General features: G+C 38.9%; 15 protein-coding genes. 8 read left to right on the top strand and 7 right to left on the bottom strand.

Annotated elements, in window-relative coordinates; genetic code table 11:
- The first annotated feature begins 18 nt into the window (after nt 1–18).
- The 3 genes from ASG14_RS14950 (at nt 19) to ASG14_RS14940 (ending at nt 4395) form a co-directional block, all read left to right on the top strand.
- Nucleotides 19–1599, top strand: a complete 1581-nt coding sequence (locus ASG14_RS14950; protein WP_056872077.1) for a SusD/RagB family nutrient-binding outer membrane lipoprotein — start codon at nt 19–21, stop codon at nt 1597–1599.
- 124 nt (nt 1600–1723) lie between these two features.
- Nucleotides 1724–3283 carry a S10 family peptidase gene (locus ASG14_RS14945; RefSeq protein WP_056871883.1) on the top strand — a complete coding sequence of 520 codons (1560 nt, stop codon included), beginning with the start codon at nt 1724–1726 and terminating at the stop codon, nt 3281–3283.
- Nucleotides 3284–3432: 149 nt separating this feature from the next.
- Nucleotides 3433–4395, top strand: a complete 963-nt coding sequence (locus tag ASG14_RS14940) for an acetyl-CoA carboxylase carboxyltransferase subunit alpha (protein ID WP_082491627.1) — start codon at nt 3433–3435, stop codon at nt 4393–4395.
- A 319-nt stretch (nt 4396–4714) separates the two neighbouring features.
- Here ASG14_RS14940 and ASG14_RS14935 read toward each other — a convergent pair whose 3' ends face one another.
- Nucleotides 4715–7756, bottom strand: coding sequence for a DUF2723 domain-containing protein (locus tag ASG14_RS14935; RefSeq protein WP_056871882.1), 3042 nt, complete (start codon nt 7754–7756; stop codon nt 4715–4717).
- A 228-nt stretch (nt 7757–7984) separates the two neighbouring features.
- Nucleotides 7985–11011, bottom strand: coding sequence for a DUF2723 domain-containing protein (locus ASG14_RS14930; RefSeq protein WP_056871881.1), 3027 nt, complete (start codon nt 11009–11011; stop codon nt 7985–7987).
- Nucleotides 11012–11368: 357 nt separating this feature from the next.
- Here ASG14_RS14930 and ASG14_RS14920 point away from each other — a divergent pair, with 357 nt between their 5' ends.
- The 3 genes from ASG14_RS14920 (at nt 11369) to pth (ending at nt 13676) form a co-directional block, all read left to right on the top strand.
- Nucleotides 11369–12310 (top strand): ribose-phosphate pyrophosphokinase, encoded by a 942-nt coding sequence (locus tag ASG14_RS14920; protein ID WP_056871880.1) that lies wholly within the window; start codon nt 11369–11371, stop codon nt 12308–12310.
- 72 nt (nt 12311–12382) lie between these two features.
- Nucleotides 12383–12967, top strand: coding sequence for a 50S ribosomal protein L25/general stress protein Ctc (locus ASG14_RS14915; RefSeq protein WP_056871879.1), 585 nt, complete (start codon nt 12383–12385; stop codon nt 12965–12967).
- 148 nt (nt 12968–13115) lie between these two features.
- On the top strand, nt 13116–13676 hold the full coding sequence (pth, locus tag ASG14_RS14910) for an aminoacyl-tRNA hydrolase (protein WP_056871878.1): 561 nt from the start codon (nt 13116–13118) through the stop codon (nt 13674–13676).
- Nucleotides 13677–13846: 170 nt separating this feature from the next.
- Here the strand turns inward: pth and ASG14_RS14905 are convergent, their stop codons facing one another.
- On the bottom strand, nt 13847–14512 hold the full coding sequence (locus ASG14_RS14905) for a tetratricopeptide repeat protein (RefSeq protein ID WP_056871877.1): 666 nt from the start codon (nt 14510–14512) through the stop codon (nt 13847–13849).
- Between the two features lie 120 nt (nt 14513–14632).
- Entirely contained in the window at nt 14633–15082 is a 450-nt protein-coding gene (locus ASG14_RS14900; protein WP_056871876.1) for a hypothetical protein, read from the bottom strand.
- Nucleotides 15083–15125: 43 nt separating this feature from the next.
- Between ASG14_RS14900 and ASG14_RS14895 the strand changes: the two genes are divergently transcribed.
- Both ASG14_RS14895 and ASG14_RS14890 read left to right on the top strand, forming a co-directional pair.
- The gene (locus ASG14_RS14895) at nt 15126–16229 is read left to right on the top strand and encodes a DNA replication/repair protein RecF (protein ID WP_056871875.1); all 1104 of its coding nucleotides are present in this window, start codon (nt 15126–15128) and stop codon (nt 16227–16229) included.
- A complete protein-coding gene (locus ASG14_RS14890; protein WP_056871874.1) occupies nt 16222–16512 on the top strand; it encodes a DUF721 domain-containing protein in 291 nt (96 codons plus the stop codon). The genes ASG14_RS14895 and ASG14_RS14890 overlap by 8 nt, the downstream gene beginning before the upstream one ends.
- 63 nt (nt 16513–16575) lie before the next feature.
- Here the strand turns inward: ASG14_RS14890 and ASG14_RS20290 are convergent, their stop codons facing one another.
- The 3 genes from ASG14_RS20290 to ASG14_RS14880 form a co-directional block, all read right to left on the bottom strand.
- Nucleotides 16576–16749, bottom strand: a complete 174-nt coding sequence (locus tag ASG14_RS20290; protein ID WP_200940356.1) for a hypothetical protein — start codon at nt 16747–16749, stop codon at nt 16576–16578.
- Nucleotides 16750–16804: 55 nt separating this feature from the next.
- Entirely contained in the window at nt 16805–17533 is a 729-nt protein-coding gene (locus ASG14_RS14885) for an FKBP-type peptidyl-prolyl cis-trans isomerase (RefSeq protein ID WP_056871873.1), read from the bottom strand.
- Nucleotides 17534–17664: 131 nt separating this feature from the next.
- Nucleotides 17665–18084, bottom strand: a complete 420-nt coding sequence (locus tag ASG14_RS14880; RefSeq protein WP_056871872.1) for a nucleoside-diphosphate kinase — start codon at nt 18082–18084, stop codon at nt 17665–17667.
- Nucleotides 18085–18176: the final 92 nt, after the last annotated feature.

The raw sequence follows: 18176 nt of genomic DNA, 5'->3' as shown, positions 1-18176 counted from the left end.
CCTTTAAAAGAATTGAAAATGAAAACGATCATAAAATTATATGTACCACTTCTATTATCTGGGTTAGTACTGATAGCCGGGTGTACAAAAGATTTCGAAAAAATTAATACCGATCCATTATCGGTGAGTCAGGATCAAAACAATCCTAATTATTTATTATCTACCGCACAGTTAACCTATACAGGAAGTACCGATTTTGCCTATGAAACCTGGCGGGGAAATTTAATTTATGCCGCCACCATGATGCAGGGTATGTCATCGGTAATTAGTTACTGGGCCGGAGATAAATACATGCTGAACGAAGGTTACACCGCTGCTTATTGGGAAAAGGCCTATCCAGATCAGGTTAAATATGCTGTTGATTTGGTAGAATCTACCAGAGGCAAAGCGCAGTACAACAATGTTCATCAAATGGGTAGAATCTGGAAAGCTTTAATCTTCGAAAGATTAACCGATTTATATGGAGATATTCCATACTCGGATGCTGGAAAGGGCTACTATTCTGCAATCCTTTATCCTAAGTACGATACGCAGCAGGCGATTTACACAGATTTATTAAAAGAAGTAGATGAAGCATCAACAGCTTTAAATGCATCAGGCGATGCCGTAATCGGCGACTTGGTTTTTGCGGGTGACGTTGCCAAATGGAAACGTTTCGGCAATAGCTTAATGTTGCGCATGGCGATGAGGTTAACAAAAGCCGATGCGACCCTGGCACAAAGTTACATTACGAAAGCCGTTGGCAAAACGATGACGAGCGATGGTGACAATGCATTTTTTAAACATGATGTTAATGGCGGCCGTGTAACTCAAAACAGAAATGCGCAGGTTTTGCTCGGCGATGGCGGTCAGGAAAATTTCTACACAAGATGGAGCAGCACCTTTATTAATTATCTGAAAACAAATAACGACCCGCGTTTAGGTAAAGTAGCGGTAACTAAGTTGTATTTAACAGATGTTCTTAAAACACAAAACCCTGCATTTATAACCACTGCATCGGTGCAGAAAGGTATGCCTAACGGTAAAGACTTGAGTGGTATTGCCGGTAGAGATGTTCGTCAGGATCCCTCTTTTACCGATTTTACCGATTATTCTTCGCCAAATCCGGGTATGCTAAAGAGAGATGGAAATACCTTTATTTTAACTTATGCAGAATCAGAACTGCTATGGGCCGAGGCTGCACAGCGTTTTAATATTGGTGGTTCTGCTGCATCACATTATAATGCAGGCGTTACTTCAGCAATGACTTTTTTATCGCAATATGATCCAAACATGGCCGTAAGTGCGGGCGATGCTACGACGTATTTAGCTGCCCATCCGTATGTAGCTGCAAATGGCTTGGATATGATTGCCACACAATACTGGGCGCATACCATCACCATGTTAGATTTTTACGAAACCTGGGCCAACTGGCGTAGAACAGGTCTACCGGCTTTGGTTCCGATAGTTTATCCAAATACGAATACAGGCGGCTCAATTCCACGCCGTTTACCTTATCCACTAGGCGAGGGCGTATCAAATGCGGCAAACTACAAAGCGGCGTCTGCTGCGGTACCCGGAGGAGATAAACTTGTTGGTAGAGTTTGGTGGGATAAATAACTTTCTTAATTTTTATTTTAAATGGCATTGTGGATTCACAATGCCATTTTTTTATGGTAACATTTTCAATGGTTTTTTGATTAGCGAAGCTTAAATTAGATATTTATGAACCAAACCAGAACTAATGAAATTTAAACTTTTACTAACTACCTTTTTTTTAGGAAGCCTTTTTGCAAATGCGCAGCAAACGCCAAGGCGCACACCTGCTAAAGAAACTGTAACAACATCTCAGGTTACCATTAAGGAAGAGGCAAAGCCATCAGGAAACGAGCGGACCATCAAGGCGGAGAGTTCGGTTATTACCAATCATTCGGTCAGCATCGATGGCAAATCGATACCTTATAAAGCTACCACCGGAACTTTGCCTGTTTGGGATGAAGACGGGAAAGCAATTGCAGGCTTGTTTTATACCTATTATGAGAGAACCGATGTACAGAACAAAGATAAACGGCCTTTGGTCATTTCATTTAATGGCGGCCCGGGCTCTGCTTCGGTTTGGATGCATATTGCTTATACGGGTCCGGTGGTTTTAAATATTGATGATGAAGGCTATCCCGTTCAGCCTTACGGTTACAAAGAAAATCCTTACTCAATTCTTGATGTTGCTGATATTGTTTACATCGACCCGGTGAATACTGGTTATTCAAGAGCAATCAACAAAGATATTCCAACGAATAAATTTTTTGGTGTCAGGGCCGATATCAAATACCTGGCAGAATGGATAAATACATTTGTTACCAGAAATAACCGCTGGGCATCGCCAAAATTTTTAATCGGCGAAAGTTACGGAACAACACGTGTTTCTGGCCTTGCCCTGGAGTTACAAAATAGCCAGTGGATGTATTTGAATGGTGTCGTTTTGGTATCGCCTACAGAGCTTGGCATTGAGAGAAGCGGCCCGGTTGATGCAGCTTTGCGTTTGCCATACTTCGCAGCCACTGCCTGGTACCACAAAGCTTTAGCTACAGATTTACAATCGAAAGATTTAACGGCAATGTTACCCGAGGTAGAAAGTTTCACCATCAACGAAGTTATTCCGGCGATTGCCCAGGGCGGAATGCTTAGTGTCGAAAAGAAAAAGTCAATCGCCGCGAAAATGGCCCGCTACTCCGGAATATCAGAAAAGGTATTTTTGGATTATAACCTTAATGTTCCTACAGATTTTTTTTGGAAAGAGTTGTTGAGAGATAAAGGCTTCACCGTTGGTCGTTTAGATTCCCGTTACAAAGGGATTGATAAAATGGGCGCCGGCGAATCTCCGGATTATAATGCAGAATTAACCTCATGGCTACATTCTTTTACCCCGGCAGTTAACATGTACATCAGGAATGAGCTTAATTACAAAACGGATTTGAAGTATAACATGTTTGGTTCAGTTTATCCTTGGGACAACTCAGGTGACAAAACCGGCGACAATTTAAGGCAGGCAATGGCACAAAATCCATACCTTCATCTGCTGGTACAGTCGGGTTATTATGATGGCGCCTGCGATTATTTCAATGCTAAATACAGCATGTGGCAGTTAGATGCTGCGGGCAAACTTCAGGATAGAATGACCTGGGAAGGCTACCGAAGCGGACACATGATGTACCTACGCAAAGATGACTTAAAAACTGCAAACAACCACATCAGGGATTTTATTAAGAAAGCGCTGCCAAAAAGTGGCGAGGCAGCTAAGTTTTAACCAGCTTTGTAGATTCGATGGATTTAAAGACGCTTTCACGGTTATTTACAATTCAATTTGCCAGGCGTGGTAAAGCAAGGAAGTGTTAATGTTTAACTAAAACTGTTAACTGCAAACTAAAAATAAATACTTATTTTTGTAACCCAATTATGCAGCAAATAAAAACATCATTCGATTTTGAAAAGCCTATTGCAGATTTAGTTCAGCAGATAGAAAAGGTTAAACAAGTTGCCGAAAAGACTAAGGTAGATATGACTGCCACTTTAGATGAACTTGACGGCAAATTAAATGAAACCACGAATAACTTATATAATAATTTAACCGGTTGGAATAAGGTTCAAATGAGCCGCCATCCCGACAGGCCGCAGACACTCGATTACATCAACATGATTTGTGATGATTTTATTGAGTTACACGGCGATAGAACGGTTAAAGATGATAAAGCCATTGTTGGTGGTTTTGCAACCATCAATGGCCAAACGGTTATGGTTATTGGTCACCAAAAAGGAAAAAACACCAAAGAGCGCCAATATCGTAATTTTGGAATGGCAAATCCTGAAGGTTACCGGAAAGCATTGCGTTTAATGCGCCTGGCAGAAAAGTTTAACAAACCGGTAATTTCTTTTATCGATACGATGGGTGCTTACCCGGGTTTAGAGGCCGAAGAACGCGGTCAGGGTGAAGCGATTGCCAGAAACTTATTAGAAATGTCGGTACTAAGGGTTCCAATTATTTGTATTGTTGTGGGTGAGGGTGCATCTGGCGGGGCTTTGGGCATAGGCATTGGCGATAAGGTTTACATGCTTGAGCATACCTGGTATTCGGTAATTTCTCCTGAATCCTGTTCTTCAATTTTATGGAGAAGCTGGGATTTCAAAGAAAAAGCAGCCGAATGTCTTAAACTTACCTCAGATGATATGTTTGGTAACAAACTCATCGATGGAATCATCCCAGAGCCTTTGGGTGGTGCACATCAAGATCCTGAATTAATGGGGCAAAGCTTAAAAGATTATATTTTAAAAGATTTATCATCGTTAGGAAAACTGAAAACAGATAAACTTATCGAACAACGAATTGAAAAATTCTGTGCGATGGGCGTTGTTAATGAATAATATATTTTTTTAATATTGAAGTCCTGCCTGGTTATCCATGCAGGACTTTTTTATTTAAAATATGTTTGGTTTTGATTCCAGCAATAAACATTTCGTTTGGGTTTTGTCATGGTCGCATTCAACTTTTGCGAATGCGTTACTTTGCAACTTAGTCGCTAGGTTATAAAGCGCTCGTTAAAACGAGTGCAAACCAAACCCCCATCGAGCGCAAACCAACAGCCACAACTTAATATTCGTATCGGCAATAATAACAGGCAGCTTAGCCCAAAAAAAAAGCAGCTACAAATTAATGCAGCTGCTACTAAAATATTTTTAGAACTTATTGCCCGGGTTGCTGACCAAAATAACTGGAAAATCTTGCTTCAAGTCCTGAAAATTGCTTTTCAAGTTGCGTACTAACTTTCGTTTGTCCCATTGCTTTCGAAGTTTTAATCATCCTGTCCAGATAATATAACCCCGTTTGAACGTTTTGAGTACCTGTTATGCTTCCTTTTGATGCAGAAATATCAGCAAGATAGGTAAGTTCTTTTTCTATGTAATCGCCAGATTTCAATAAAATATCATTGGCTCTAGCAGTTTCCCCAAGTTTGTATAGATTTTCTGCCATGTAGTATTTTACAACAACCGTTCTTATCCCGAAAAATCTATCAGGCATAACCGTATAAAACTTATCGATTACTTTTTTCGCTTCATCAACTTTCCCTTCTTTAATCAGGCTTCCTGTTAAACTGCTGAAAAGATTTGTAAAGATAAAGGTATCGTCAGACGATTGTGGATCTAAATATTTGGCGGTTTTTATATTGCCCCATTTAAATTTCTCCATTACGTTTTTATAAAGAACTGGGGTGTTTAACAATTCCTCTCTATCTTCTGAAGAGGTAGTGTCAGCTTTCAGAGGTAATAAGCGCAAGGCCAAACCTTCACTATACAAATATTTATCTAATCCATTATACTGTTCTGAAGGTACTGTAGAAGCGAAATAAATCGGACGTTTCCAGTTATTATGCGCAAGGATATCGAGCATAGCCAATGTACCTTTAGTAACATAACCTTTGTTAAACTTCCATTGCATTTCTGAAGCAATTTTGTCTGCATTCGCTGCCGGAACAGTTCCTGTATTTATAACATCCTGCGGATTGATGGTTAATTTAAAGTTTTTTGTTGGCAGGAAGTTTGATTTTGTACCATCTTGCATGGCTACTTTATCGTCGGGACTATCAGACAATAGTAAATCGACCACATTTTTAAGTTCCACATTTCCCGCGATTTTATAATCATCGTAAGGCATTACATCACGCTCGCCCTGCACAAACTGCGATTCTTTCATCGATATTGGTAAAGGTTCAGAGTCGTTTTGTTTTTGCTTCATGCCATTTATATACCAATCGGTGTCAAACAAACTCAGGTTAACGATACGTACATCCGGACGCACCCGTTCAACTTCCTGGATATACCAAAGCGGGTAAGTATCATTATCACCATAGGTGAATAGTATGGCATTTGGTGCGCAGGATTGTAGGTAATCTAATGCGATATCATGAGCGACCATTTTTGTAGAACGATCATGATCGTCCCAACCTTGTTGCGCCATTATAACCGGAGCAGCAAACAAGCCAATAACAGAGGCTGCAATTGCACCGGTTGCAGGGGTAAGCTTTTTAAACAGCCATTCCTTTATCGCTAAAACCCCTAGTCCAATCCATATTGCAAAGGCGTAAAACGAACCAACGTAGGCATAATCACGCTCACGCGGTTCTAACGGTTTCTGATTCAAGTATAAAACAATTGCAATCCCTGTAAAGAAAAATAATAAACCAACTACCCCGGCATCTTTCTGGTTGCGGCCAAAATGCCAAATTGCACCCATTAAACCGATAATCAATGGCAAGAAAAAGAATCTATTGTATGCTTTATTATCAACCGTAGACGGCGGCAAATGACTTTGATCGCCATGCCAAATTGCGTCGATGGGTTTTATTCCGCTTAACGAAGTACCTTCGAAGCCGCTTCCCTGTCCTTGTTCATCATTTTGGCGTCCAACAAAGTTCCATCCAAAATAGCGCATATACATATAACCGATTTGGTAGCTGAATAAAAAGCCAACATTATCAACTAAGTTTGGTTTTTTGCTATCGTCCAAATGCATCCACTCCTTGTAAAACTCTGCGTGTTTTTGGTCATCGCTGTACATACGTGGTAAAAAGGTATTATCTGCGTATTCGTAATCGTTCTTTTTGCCTGCAACTTCATACTTTTCAGCGCCTTTTCTCCATATTGTTTTTCCTTCAGTTACACCGGTTCTTTCCGAGTTGTAATCCGGTCCGAAAAGTAATGGTCTATCGCCATATTGCTCTCTGTTTAAGTAGCTTAAAAATGAGAATGCATCCTTAGGGGCGCTGTTGTTCAAATTTGGGTCGGCTTTAGCTCTGATGATTATCATCGCAAACGAAGCGTATCCAAAAATGATTAAAACCGTAGAAATAAGGCCTAAATTGAGTAATCTCTTTTGATGTTTGATGGAGTAGCGAATACCCCACACGAAGGCGGCAATAATTAAAACAGCGAAGAATAAAACGCCGGTTCCAAAGCCTAAACCCAAAGTGTTAACGAAAAACAAATCGAAGTATGCGCCAAAAGATACCAGATACTGGATAATTCCATATTGGATAACGCCCAAAATTAAGATACCAACGATAAGCGTTTTAAAAATGCCCGAAGTTGTTGCTTTGCCTGTTTTTTTGAAATAGTAAATAAAGGCAATTGCTGGTATGGTTAAAAGGTTTAACAGGTGAATACCGATTGATAAACCCATAATATAGGCGATGAATAAAAGCCATCTATCGGCTTTTGGCTCATCAGCGTGGGCTTCCCATTTCAAAATACCCCAGAAAACGATAGCTGTAAATAGAGATGACTGAGCATAAACCTCAGATTCTACTGCAGAGAACCAAAAACTATCTGAAAAGGCGTAGGCCAATGCACCAACAACACCGGCGCCCATAATGCTTATTAATTGCCCTGATGTTAAGCTTTCACCAGCTTTAACTATAGTTTTTTTAGCGAGTGCGGTAATTGTCCAAAATAAAAATAGGATGGTTGCAGCACTTGATAGCGCAGAACCAATGTTCATCCAATAAGCAACTTTGGTTACATCTCCGAAAGCAAATATGGAGAAAAACCTTTGTAGCATTAAAAATAAAGGTGCTCCGGGTTGGTGAACAACCTGCATTTTCAACGCAGATGCGATAAACTCGCCACAATCCCAGAAACTAACTGATGGTTCTAATGTTAAGACGTATGTTATGGTAGCAATTAAAAAACAAACCCAGCCCGTTATATTATTAACTTTTGAATAATTCATTGGTTTTTGATAATGATGATTAAATATTCCTGCACATAAAAATGCTGCCGAAATTAATTAATATAGTCGATAAATGAGGAATAACTCCCATTGTTTTTACACTTTTTAACGCAATTGAGTCTGCTGCGCCGGTAAAAATTACACAAAATTGCTCTTAAGTAAACCAAAACCCGCAAAGTGCTTTTGAAACAGTACTTTACGGGTTTTGGCATAATGGTGATGTTCGGATTAGCTTCCGGCAAATGGGGCAAACCTGTTTACAAACTGATTGTATTCTTTTTCCAGTTTGTTGCTCAAATCGGTTTGCTTATAGGCTTGGGTCAGTTTTACCATCTGGCCTAAATAAGTCATATAAACGTGCACATCTCTTTCAGACGATAACTTGTTTTTACTTTCCGAAACATCTGCCAGGTGTGTAAGTTCTTTCGTCATGTAATCTGCCGATTGATTGATAAATGCATTTGCCCGGGCTAAATCATTTAATCGATAAAGGTTTTCTGTAAAATAAAATGAACTCATTACATGTCTCATGCTGTAAAATTTAAGCGGCATCACCTGGTAGTATTTGTTCACAACGGCTTTACTTTCTGCAATCCTGCCTTCGTTAATTAAGCCAGTAATTAAACCATTAAACATATTCGAAAACATGGTCACATCGTCTGCCGATTGTCGGTCTAAATGGTTAGCGTATTTAATATTTCCGTAGTTATAATTGGTTACCATATTGTCGAAAAATGGCTTTACGTTAACCTGCTCAAACATTTCCTGCTTCGAGGTATCTGGCTTAAGCGGGAGGAGCCGATAGTTCAATCCTTCAGCATATAAATATTTATTTAAACCAACATACTGCTCATCGGGCATTGCTCCACTGAAATATATTGGTCTTTGCCATTTGTTGTGCGTTAAAATATCCAGCAATGCCAAGGTTCCTTTTGTAAGGTAATTGGAATTATACGTCCACTCCATTGTACTGGCAATTTTACCCGCATCCTCGGTAGGAACAGTTCCCGTATCAAGAACTTCACGTTGGTTTACACTTAATTTGAATTTTTTAGTAGGAAGGATATTTGCCTTTGAACCATCCTGAAGTGTGATTTTGTCTTCATCATTATCAGATAACAAAACCTCCATTAGTTGTTTCAGTTCTACGCTTTGGGCAATTTTATAGTCCTGATAGTAAATTACGTCCCGTGTTCCCTCGGCATATTGGTTGGGTTTCATTGAAATTGGTAGCGGTTTAGAGTCGTTTTGGTTGCGCTTCATACCGTCTATGTACCAATCTGCCGTGAATAAACTCAGGTTTACAATCCGTACATCCGGCCGGATATTTTCAACTTCCTGCGCATACCATACCGGAAAGGTATCGTTATCTCCATAGGTAAACAGGATGGCGTTTGGTGCGCATGATTTTAAATAGTCGATTGAAATGTCTCGTGCCAGATGGCTTTCTGAACGGTCGTGGTCGTCCCAACCTTGTGTAGCCATAATAACCGGGGCAGCAATAAGCGCTGTTAGTGAAGCAAAGACAGCGGCTTTTTTTTGCGTCACTTTTCTAAAGACCCAATCTTTTAGTCCGAATACGCTTAAGCCAATCCAAATTGAAAATGCATAAAATGAGCCTACATAAGCGTAATCACGTTCACGCGGTTCGATAGGAACAGAGTTTAAGTAGAGCACAATTGCAACCCCGGTGAAAAAGAACAAGAGCCCGATTACGCCTGCTTGCTTCTGGTTTTTTTTGAAATGCCACACCGCACCAATTAAGCCCAGAATCAACGGAAGGAAGAAAAACCTGTTGTAAGCCTTATTTTCAACGATAGAAGGCGGTAGATTTTTCTGATCGCCAAAACGAAGCGCATCAATAGGTTTAACGCCACTTAACCACCCGCCGCCATTTTCGCCAAGTTGTCCATCCTGGTTATTTTGCCGGCCAACGAAATTCCACATAAAGTAGCGCATATACATTTGGCCCGTCTGGAAAGAAAACATGTAATTTATGTTGTCTAAAAGGCCTGGTTTGTGCGAGTCGTCAAAACCCATCCAGCTTTTGTAAAACTTTTGATGTTCAGGTTTATCGCTGTACATTCTTGGTAACAAAGTTTTTTCTGCATAAACGTAATCTGATTTGGTTCCGGCAGGTTCATATTTCAATTCGCCCTTTTTATATAATTTTCCCGTTTCTTTAACGTCTATTTTTTCTGTGTTGTAATTTTCTCCAAACAGTAATGGTCTGTCTCCATACTGAGCACGATTTACATAGTTTAAAAAGGTAAAAGCGTTTTCAGGGTTTGTGTTATTGAGGTTTGGCTTGGCATGCGCCCTTATAATCAGCATTGAAAAGGAACTATAACCGAATATTAGTAAAACGGTTGAAACCAAAGCAAGATTAAGAAACTGTTTCTTTTGTTTAACCGAGTATCTTATTGCAAAAACCAATGCAGAAATTATTAACACCGCGAAAAATAAAACGCCCGTTCCGAAGCCGAATCCCAAAGTATTTACAAAAAATAAATCCATGTATGCAGCCGCTGCTACTGAGTATTGAATGATGCCAAACTGAACAAAGGCGAGCATTAGAATAGAAAGTAAAAAAGTTTTAATAATCCCTTTGTTGGTTGGGTTTGGTGTTTTTCGAAAATAATAAACAAACACAAGGGCAGGAATAACCAATAAGTTTAACAGATGCACACCAATCGAAAGGCCTATCACATAGGCTACAAATGCCAGCCATCGGTCTGCACGGGGCTCATCTGCCTGCGATTCCCATTTTAAAATCCCCCAGAAGGCAACGGCTGTACAAAGCGACGATAAAGCGTAAACTTCTGCCTCAACTGCCGAAAACCAAAAGCTATCCGAAAAAGTATAAGCAAGTGCGCCTACAAGGCCTGCTCCAATTATGCTTAGCGTTTGGGAGCCAGTTGGGGCTTGGTTTCCTTTTATCAAAATCCGTTTCGCGAGGGCGGTGATTGTCCAGAAGAGAAAGAGAATTGTTGCAGCACTGGCCAGGGCAGAAGCCACATTCATAAAATAAGCTACCTTAGTTTTATCACCTAGTGCAAATGCCGAAAACGCTCTCTGAATCATCGAAACCAGTGGCGCTCCAGGTTGGTGCACAACTTCAAGTCTGAAGGCTGAGGCAATAAATTCGCCGCAATCCCAAAAACTTGCAAATTTATCTAAGGTTAAAATGTAAGTGATGCTTGCAATAAAAAAACATAACCAGCCGGTTAGGTTGTTAATTTTCGAGTATCTCATAGTTCGTTTAGTAATTGATAGTAAAAGGGTTATAGGTTTGACCTATAAAGTCGGCTTTTAATTGAAAACGTTGCACGGTGCGAACAGAAATTTTCAATCTTTTCGAAACAGAAATAAATTTTACTTTTTTTTTGAAATCACTCTTGCATATTTAAAATATGCTGCCTACATTTGCATTCCCTTTCGGGGATATATCCTCGATAAGTAGTTTGTCCGATAGTATAAGGGTAGTACGACAGTTTTTGGTACTGTTTGTCTTGGTTCGAATCCAGGTCGGACAACAAAATTTAGCATCGGATCATGTATTTAGAAAATGCATGATCCGATTTTTTTTAAACCGTAAACTACTCACGGATCATGCCATTGCAGTTTAACCCGGTTAAATTATTTTCCGGAACAGGTTCAAGAGGATTATCATTAAAAATTGCTGAAAGTTACGGCAAGCCACTTGGTGATGTTACTATCCACAAGTTTAGCGATGGTGAGTTTCAGCCTTCATTTGATGAATCAATCCGGGGCTGTGATGTTTTTTTAATCCAATCTACTTATCAGCCCAGCGATAATTTAATGGAACTTTTATTAATGGTAGATGCAGCGAAACGCGCATCAGCACATTATATAACAGCAGTAGTTCCTTATTATGGTTTGGCCCGTCAGGATAGAAAAGATAAACCGCGTGTTGCTATCGGTGCTAAATTGGTTGCGAATTTGTTAAAATCAGCAGGCATTCACCGCATTATGACGATGGATTTGCATGCTGCGCAGATACAAGGATTTTTTGATATTCCGGTTGATCACTTAGATGGTTCGGTAATATTTGTTCCTTACATTAAGAGTTTGAACCTGCCAAATTTAACTATTGCATCACCAGATATGGGTGGTTCATACAGGGCTCGTACCTTTGCGAAATTTTTTAATGCTGAAGTTATTATTTGCGATAAACGCCGTAAACGTGCTAATGAAATCGAATCGATGTCGATTATTGGCGATGTTACCGGACAGGATGTAGTACTGATTGATGACATTTGTGATACCGCCGGAACCTTATCAAAAGCTGCGGCCTTGATTATGGAAAACGGTGCAGCAAGTGTACGTGCAGTTTGTACGCATGCTGTATTATCAGGCAAAGCAATTGAAACGGTTGAAAACTCTGTGCTGTCAGAATTAATCGTTACCGATACGATTCCTCTAAAACAGGAAAGTTCGAAAATTAGAGTGCTGAGTACAGCTAGTTTATTTGCAAGGGCAATTGCCAATGTAAATGAGCATGGTTCAATCAGCGATTTGTTTAGAGTATAAACGTTGATCGTTATTCGTTTTACGATTTAGCGGCAGACTCAAAAAGAATTTTAATAAATAAATATAAATAAAATGAAAACAATCGCAATTAGCGGTTCTCCAAGAGAGAACGTAGGGAAACGCGATGCCAAGGAACTTCGTTACGAAGGTAAAGTTCCGGCGGTATTGTATGGTGGAAAAGAGCAACAACACTTAGCTGTGGTTATTGCTGATTTAAGAGATGTTATTTATACCCCGGAAGTGAACTTTGTAGAGATTGATGTTAACGGTGCTAAAACTAAAGCTATCGTAAAAGACACTCAGTTTCATCCACTTACCGATGTATTAATGCACATCGATTTTCTTCAGTTATTTGATGAAAAGGAAATCGTAATGGAAATCCCTGTAAAATTAACAGGAACTTCTCCAGGCGTTAAAATGGGTGGTAAGTTAATCCAAAAATTACGTAAACTTCGTGTTAAAGCTTTACCTGCTGATATGCCTCAAAACGTTGAAGTAAGTTTAGAAAAATTAGAAGTTGGTAGCTTATTCCGTGTTCGCGATTTACAAGGCAACAAATATGCTATCACTAACACACCTGAAGATACAATCGTTTCAGTTGCAATGTCTAGAGCATTAAAACAAGCAGAAACTGAAGCTGCTAAAGGTAAAAAATAATCAGAATCTGGAAGATTTTCTGATTACAGAATTAAGCGGTGCATTTATTGCACCGCTTTTTTTTTGATTAGCCTTTATCTTTGTTGATTTTCCCCTTATTACTTCTTCCTTGTTGGTCTTTTCGCTTTAAGCCTTTACATTTGCAGCTATGAAATATTTAATAGTTGGTTTGGGTAATATTGGTCCGGATTATGCGCATACACGCCATAATATTGGCTTTGATATTGCCGATGAGCTGGTTAAAGGTTTAGGCGGAAGTTTCGAAAACATTCGCCTGGCTTATTATGCGGAGGTAGGTTTTAAAGGCAAAAAGCTCCATGTAATTAAGCCAACCACTTTTATGAACCTGAGTGGAAAAGCGGTAAACTATTGGATGAAAGAACTTAAAATTGCACCGGAAAATGTTTTGGTGATTGTAGATGATCTGGCTTTGCCGCTGGGTAAACTTCGCTTAAAACTTCAGGGAAGTTCTGCAGGCCACAATGGTTTAAAAAGTATCGAAGAAGTTTGCGGCGGACGAAATTATGCCCGTTTGCGCTTTGGCATTGGCAGCGATTACCCTAAAGGCAGGCAAGTTGACTTTGTTTTAGGTTTATTTGATAAGAAAGAGCAATTAGAATTGCCTGCGCTGATAGATAAAAGCGTCGAATTGGTAAAAAGTTTTGTAACGGTTGGCCCTGCGCAAACCATGACTGCTTTTAACAAATAGTGTCCTGCTCATGACGTTCGTCACAAGCGTGATGGAACCTTTCGCCCACAGGTAGGCAACTGTCCCGGCAGAGACTAAGATGCTACGTTAGCGAAGCGTGTTTTTTGCAAAAATGACTACAAAAAAAAAGACCTTCATTTGAAGGTCTTTTATATTATGTTAGTTAATGATTACTTAACCTGTTCCTGAGCTCTTGCGATATAAGCATCAACTAATTGTGCTTCCTGGCTTTCCGGGTACTGCGTTTTAATTTTAGTATAAGCTTCTACAGCACCTTTAAAATCTTTCAGGTTTTCGTTCACTAAACCTAATTTCTTTAAAAACATAGGAGATGTAAATTTGCTCGATTTATCAGCAGCCTTCTTATAATAAGTAACAGCCTGTTTATAATCTTTTAATTCACTGTAAGCATCGCCCAATAAACCTAAAGCTAAAGGGTCTGCAACCGGACTGCCAGTAGCGCTGTACTTACTCAAAGCATCAATTGCTTGTTTGTATTCGCCTTTGCGTAAATAAATGCCTCCTAAATAAAGGTTTGCTAAATTTGCTGATTTTGTATTATCGTAATCTTTAGCAATTTGCTCTAATCCCGGATAACCACCTTCGCCTTTAATTGCTTTGTTCGATAAAGAATCAACACCAATTAATTGCTCGGCTTTGAACATTTTGCTCGCAGCTTCCTGTGCACGATCTTTTAAATATACGTTTTGGTACCAAATATAAACACCAATTAAAACGATTACAGCTCCTGCTATAAATAACAGGCTTTTATTATTTTCCTGTAAAAAAGAACCTTTTCTAATAGGTTGAGTTGTCTGGTTATCTGTTGTAGACATGTTTGTTTAAAAAATTAAGATTGCAAAAATACGTTTTTCAATCAAAGTATCAACCTTTATTTTCAAGTATTTAATTAAACAATAGTTATTTAGGGGCAGAAATTTTCAAGTTTTAAATTATCAACGCAATAAACTAATTAGGGTATTGAACCACGTTTTGTTGTCGCTAAAAAAGCCGGTATGATTTATCACCAGATAAACCGTTTGGCTTTCGGAGTGGTTTATAAATGATTTAATCCTAATTGGTTGCCAGAACATGCCCAGATTTTTTACTGACGAAGCTGGAAAAAGTTCGTCGAAACCCATGTAAACTTCCTCAATGTTTGAAAGCGGCAATTCTAAATGCTCATCGCCTGTGATAAATAAGCCGTTGGATGCAAGTAAAATATTGCCCTCGTGATTATGCAACGGCTTTAAAAAAGAAAACATGCCCGCAAACCTTTTTATCCAACCAAAATTTTTCTCGTTGTTAAGTTCGTAATCGTAAGACCAAAGGACATTTCCTTCTAACATTTTTTGTGCTACCATATATTTATACTTGCGATGAATGTAAGCTTTAATTTTTAACATTGAACATTTGAAGGGTAAAAATTAGGTAAATTGCGGCATAATTATGTGGTTGAAGAACATTACCCTTCTTAATTTCAAAAACTATGGCGATGCAGCAATCAGCTTCTCTGATACCGTAAACGTTTTTACAGGCAATAACGGCTCAGGAAAAACGAATATGCTCGATGCCATACATTACCTTTGTTTGTGTAAAAGTTATTTTAACCCGATTGACGGGCAGCAAATTAAAACCGGCGAAGACATTTTTATGATTCAGGGCGATTTTAACCGGAATTTGAAAAATGAAAAAATTAGCTGTGGCGTAAAAAGAAATCAGAAAAAACAATTTAAGCGCAACAAAAAAGAATACGATAAACTTGCCGATCATATTGGACTGTTTCCTGTTGTAATGGTTTCGCCCTATGATGTAAACCTGATTATGGAGGGAAGCGAGGAGCGAAGAAAGTTTATTGATAACGTGATTTCGCAGACTGATTCACATTACCTCGACCAGTTAATAGCTTATAACCGCGTGCTGGCAAACAGAAATGCGTTGCTAAAACAAATTGCCCTTACTAAAAGGTACGACGCTACGTTGCTTCAAATACTCGATGAACAATTGATTAACGCCGGTAAGAAGATTTTTGCCATTCGTAAGGCCTTTATGAATGAGTTTATCCCTTTATTTAACGAGTATTATAGCTACCTTACTGATAACAAGGAAACCGTTGAACTGTCTTATCTATCGCAGCTAAATGAAACTCCTTTTGATGAGTTGTTGCAGAAATCTGTTGAAAAGGACCGCGTTTTAGAGCGTACAACAACTGGAGTTCATAAAGATGAGCTTGCTTTTATAATAAGTGGAATGGCTTTGAAAAAATTTGGCTCCCAAGGCCAGCAAAAGTCATTTTTAATTGCGTTAAAACTGGCTCAATATGCCTATCTCGCTAAAAATAAAGGCTTTAAACCATTATTGTTGTTGGATGATATTTTCGACAAGCTAGATGATAGTCGCGTGCAGAAACTTATGCAAATGGTTTCTCATCACGATTTCGGACAAATATTTATTACTGATACAGGAATCGAACGGGTTAAATCAATTTTTAAGAAGATAGAAGTTGATGTAACTTTGTTTGAAGTAGAAAACGGACATATAAAGCATGCGTAAACCCAATGATGTTACCCTTAAAGATGCCATCGGCAAAATGCTTGATGTGTACAGGTTGCGCCGTAAATTCGATGAGACCTCCATCCTCGCCATATGGCCCGAAATTATGGGTACGGCAATAGCGAACCGCACAAAGCAAATTTATATCCACGATAAAAAGCTTTTTATACGTATTGAATCTTCGGTAATAAAAAATGAACTCGTATTGGTAAGGCAGGGCATAATTCAGAAACTAAATGCGCATGCCGGCAGTGAAGTGATAACAGAAATGATTTTTTTGTAAACAAAAAAGCTGAAGTTTTCGTCTTCAGCTTTTTTTAAAATTAATACTTAAAGTAATTTATAATTATCCTTTACCACCAAATACCTTGGATAATATCCAGATTATTACCGCAACTACGATTACTACGACTATAATTCCAGACCAAACGCCGGCTTTAAATATACCTTCTACAAGTTCGCAACTGCTTAAGGTGGTGCATAAAAATGCAATCAGTACTAAAGGGAATGTTCTTTTCATGATGTTAATTTTGATATATCTAACATCTTAATAAGAAATAATGTTTTACAATTTATTATTTACCGTTAACTTTTAAAAGCTCGATTTCGAAAATTAATGTACTGTAGGGCGGTATGTCTGGTCCGTAACCCCGCTCACCGTAGGCTAAATCGTAAGGCACAAATAACTTATACTTAGATCCTGCGTTCATCAGTTGTACGCCTTCTGTCCACCCTTTTATAACCTGGTTTAAAGTAAAAGTAATGGGCTCGCCACGATCATACGAGCTATCAAACTGCTTTCCGTTTAGTAACGTTCCTTTATAATGAACCAATACAGAATCAGATACTGATGTCGGTTTAGCACCTGTTCCCACTGTTAAAACCTCATACTGCAGGCCACTAGCAGTCGTTTTTACGCCGGCACGTTTGCCATTTTGCGCTAAAAAAGATTTCCCTTCGGTGATGTTTCCGGTAAACTTGCCTTTATTAGCGTTGGTAAGTGCATCATTAATGCATTGTTGTGCCTGTTGTTGATTTAAAATTACTTTGCCGCCTGTAAATGCATCCTTAAGGCCTTTCAATAATACCTCGTAATTCATGGTAGAAAGTCCGGTTGTTTTTAGGCTGGCCCCAATAGATGAACCGAACGCATAGCTAACAGAATCTAAACTGGATTTTAATGCTAAAGGTGCTGCGGTTGTCTTAGTCGCGGTAACTGGCTTTTTTGCAACAGGCTTTTTTGTCTGCGCAATAGAGTTAAAAGCAATGCCTAAAGCAAATATTGTTACGATAGTTTTTTTCATTTGTGTGTTTTTATTGTTGTTTCCTAACGGAGGAAAACGATTTGTTATTATTTATGGGGCGAAAGATACAAAACTTATAAAACAATAAAACCCCGACTAATCGAGGTTTTAAATTCTATTTAAACCGTTTTTTAGAAACGTTCGTCAGCTTTGAAAAAGAAATTTCCTTCGATTTCAGCATTTTCGTCTGAATCTGAACCATGTACTGCATTCGCATCGATAGATTTCGCATATTTCTGGCGGATTGTACCTTCTGCAGCTTCAGCCGGATTTGTTGCACCGATTAGCTTTCTGAAATCTTCAATCGCATTGTCTTTCTCCAAAATTGCCGCAACAATCGGTCCTGACGACATGAAGCTTACTAAATCTTTGTAAAAAGGACGTTCTGCATGTACTGCGTAAAACTGACCAGCAGTTTCATCAGTTAGCTTAGTATATTTCAATGCAACGATTTTAAATCCTGCATTTGTGATGTCGTTTAAGATTGATCCAATATGGCCGTTTGCAACCGCATCTGGCTTAATCATGGTAAAAGTTCTGTTAGTGCTCATTGTGCTTTAATATCAAATTTTTTGCAAAAGTACATTTTAATTACTGAAAGATAAATGTTTATTAAATCTTTACTCATCTATGGAGCGCGATT

Source organism: Pedobacter sp. Leaf194, assembly GCF_001423945.1.
Taxonomy (GTDB): Bacteria; Bacteroidota; Bacteroidia; order Sphingobacteriales; family Sphingobacteriaceae; genus Pedobacter.
This window is presented reverse-complemented; position numbering and strand designations above follow the sequence as displayed.

Coding starts and splice junctions, on each gene's coding strand:
- ASG14_RS14950 (WP_056872077.1), top strand. CDS start 19: ATGAAAACGATCATAAAATTATATGTACCACTTCTATTATCTGGGTTA.
- ASG14_RS14945 (WP_056871883.1), top strand. CDS start 1,724: ATGAAATTTAAACTTTTACTAACTACCTTTTTTTTAGGAAGCCTTTTT.
- ASG14_RS14940 (WP_082491627.1), top strand. CDS start 3,433: ATGCAGCAAATAAAAACATCATTCGATTTTGAAAAGCCTATTGCAGAT.
- ASG14_RS14935 (WP_056871882.1), bottom strand. CDS start 7,756: ATGAATTATTCAAAAGTTAATAATATAACGGGCTGGGTTTGTTTTTTA.
- ASG14_RS14930 (WP_056871881.1), bottom strand. CDS start 11,011: ATGAGATACTCGAAAATTAACAACCTAACCGGCTGGTTATGTTTTTTT.
- ASG14_RS14920 (WP_056871880.1), top strand. CDS start 11,369: ATGCCATTGCAGTTTAACCCGGTTAAATTATTTTCCGGAACAGGTTCA.
- ASG14_RS14915 (WP_056871879.1), top strand. CDS start 12,383: ATGAAAACAATCGCAATTAGCGGTTCTCCAAGAGAGAACGTAGGGAAA.
- pth (WP_056871878.1), top strand. CDS start 13,116: ATGAAATATTTAATAGTTGGTTTGGGTAATATTGGTCCGGATTATGCG.
- ASG14_RS14905 (WP_056871877.1), bottom strand. CDS start 14,512: ATGTCTACAACAGATAACCAGACAACTCAACCTATTAGAAAAGGTTCT.
- ASG14_RS14900 (WP_056871876.1), bottom strand. CDS start 15,082: ATGTTAAAAATTAAAGCTTACATTCATCGCAAGTATAAATATATGGTA.
- ASG14_RS14895 (WP_056871875.1), top strand. CDS start 15,126: ATGTGGTTGAAGAACATTACCCTTCTTAATTTCAAAAACTATGGCGAT.
- ASG14_RS14890 (WP_056871874.1), top strand. CDS start 16,222: ATGCGTAAACCCAATGATGTTACCCTTAAAGATGCCATCGGCAAAATG.
- ASG14_RS20290 (WP_200940356.1), bottom strand. CDS start 16,749: ATGAAAAGAACATTCCCTTTAGTACTGATTGCATTTTTATGCACCACC.
- ASG14_RS14885 (WP_056871873.1), bottom strand. CDS start 17,533: ATGAAAAAAACTATCGTAACAATATTTGCTTTAGGCATTGCTTTTAAC.
- ASG14_RS14880 (WP_056871872.1), bottom strand. CDS start 18,084: ATGAGCACTAACAGAACTTTTACCATGATTAAGCCAGATGCGGTTGCA.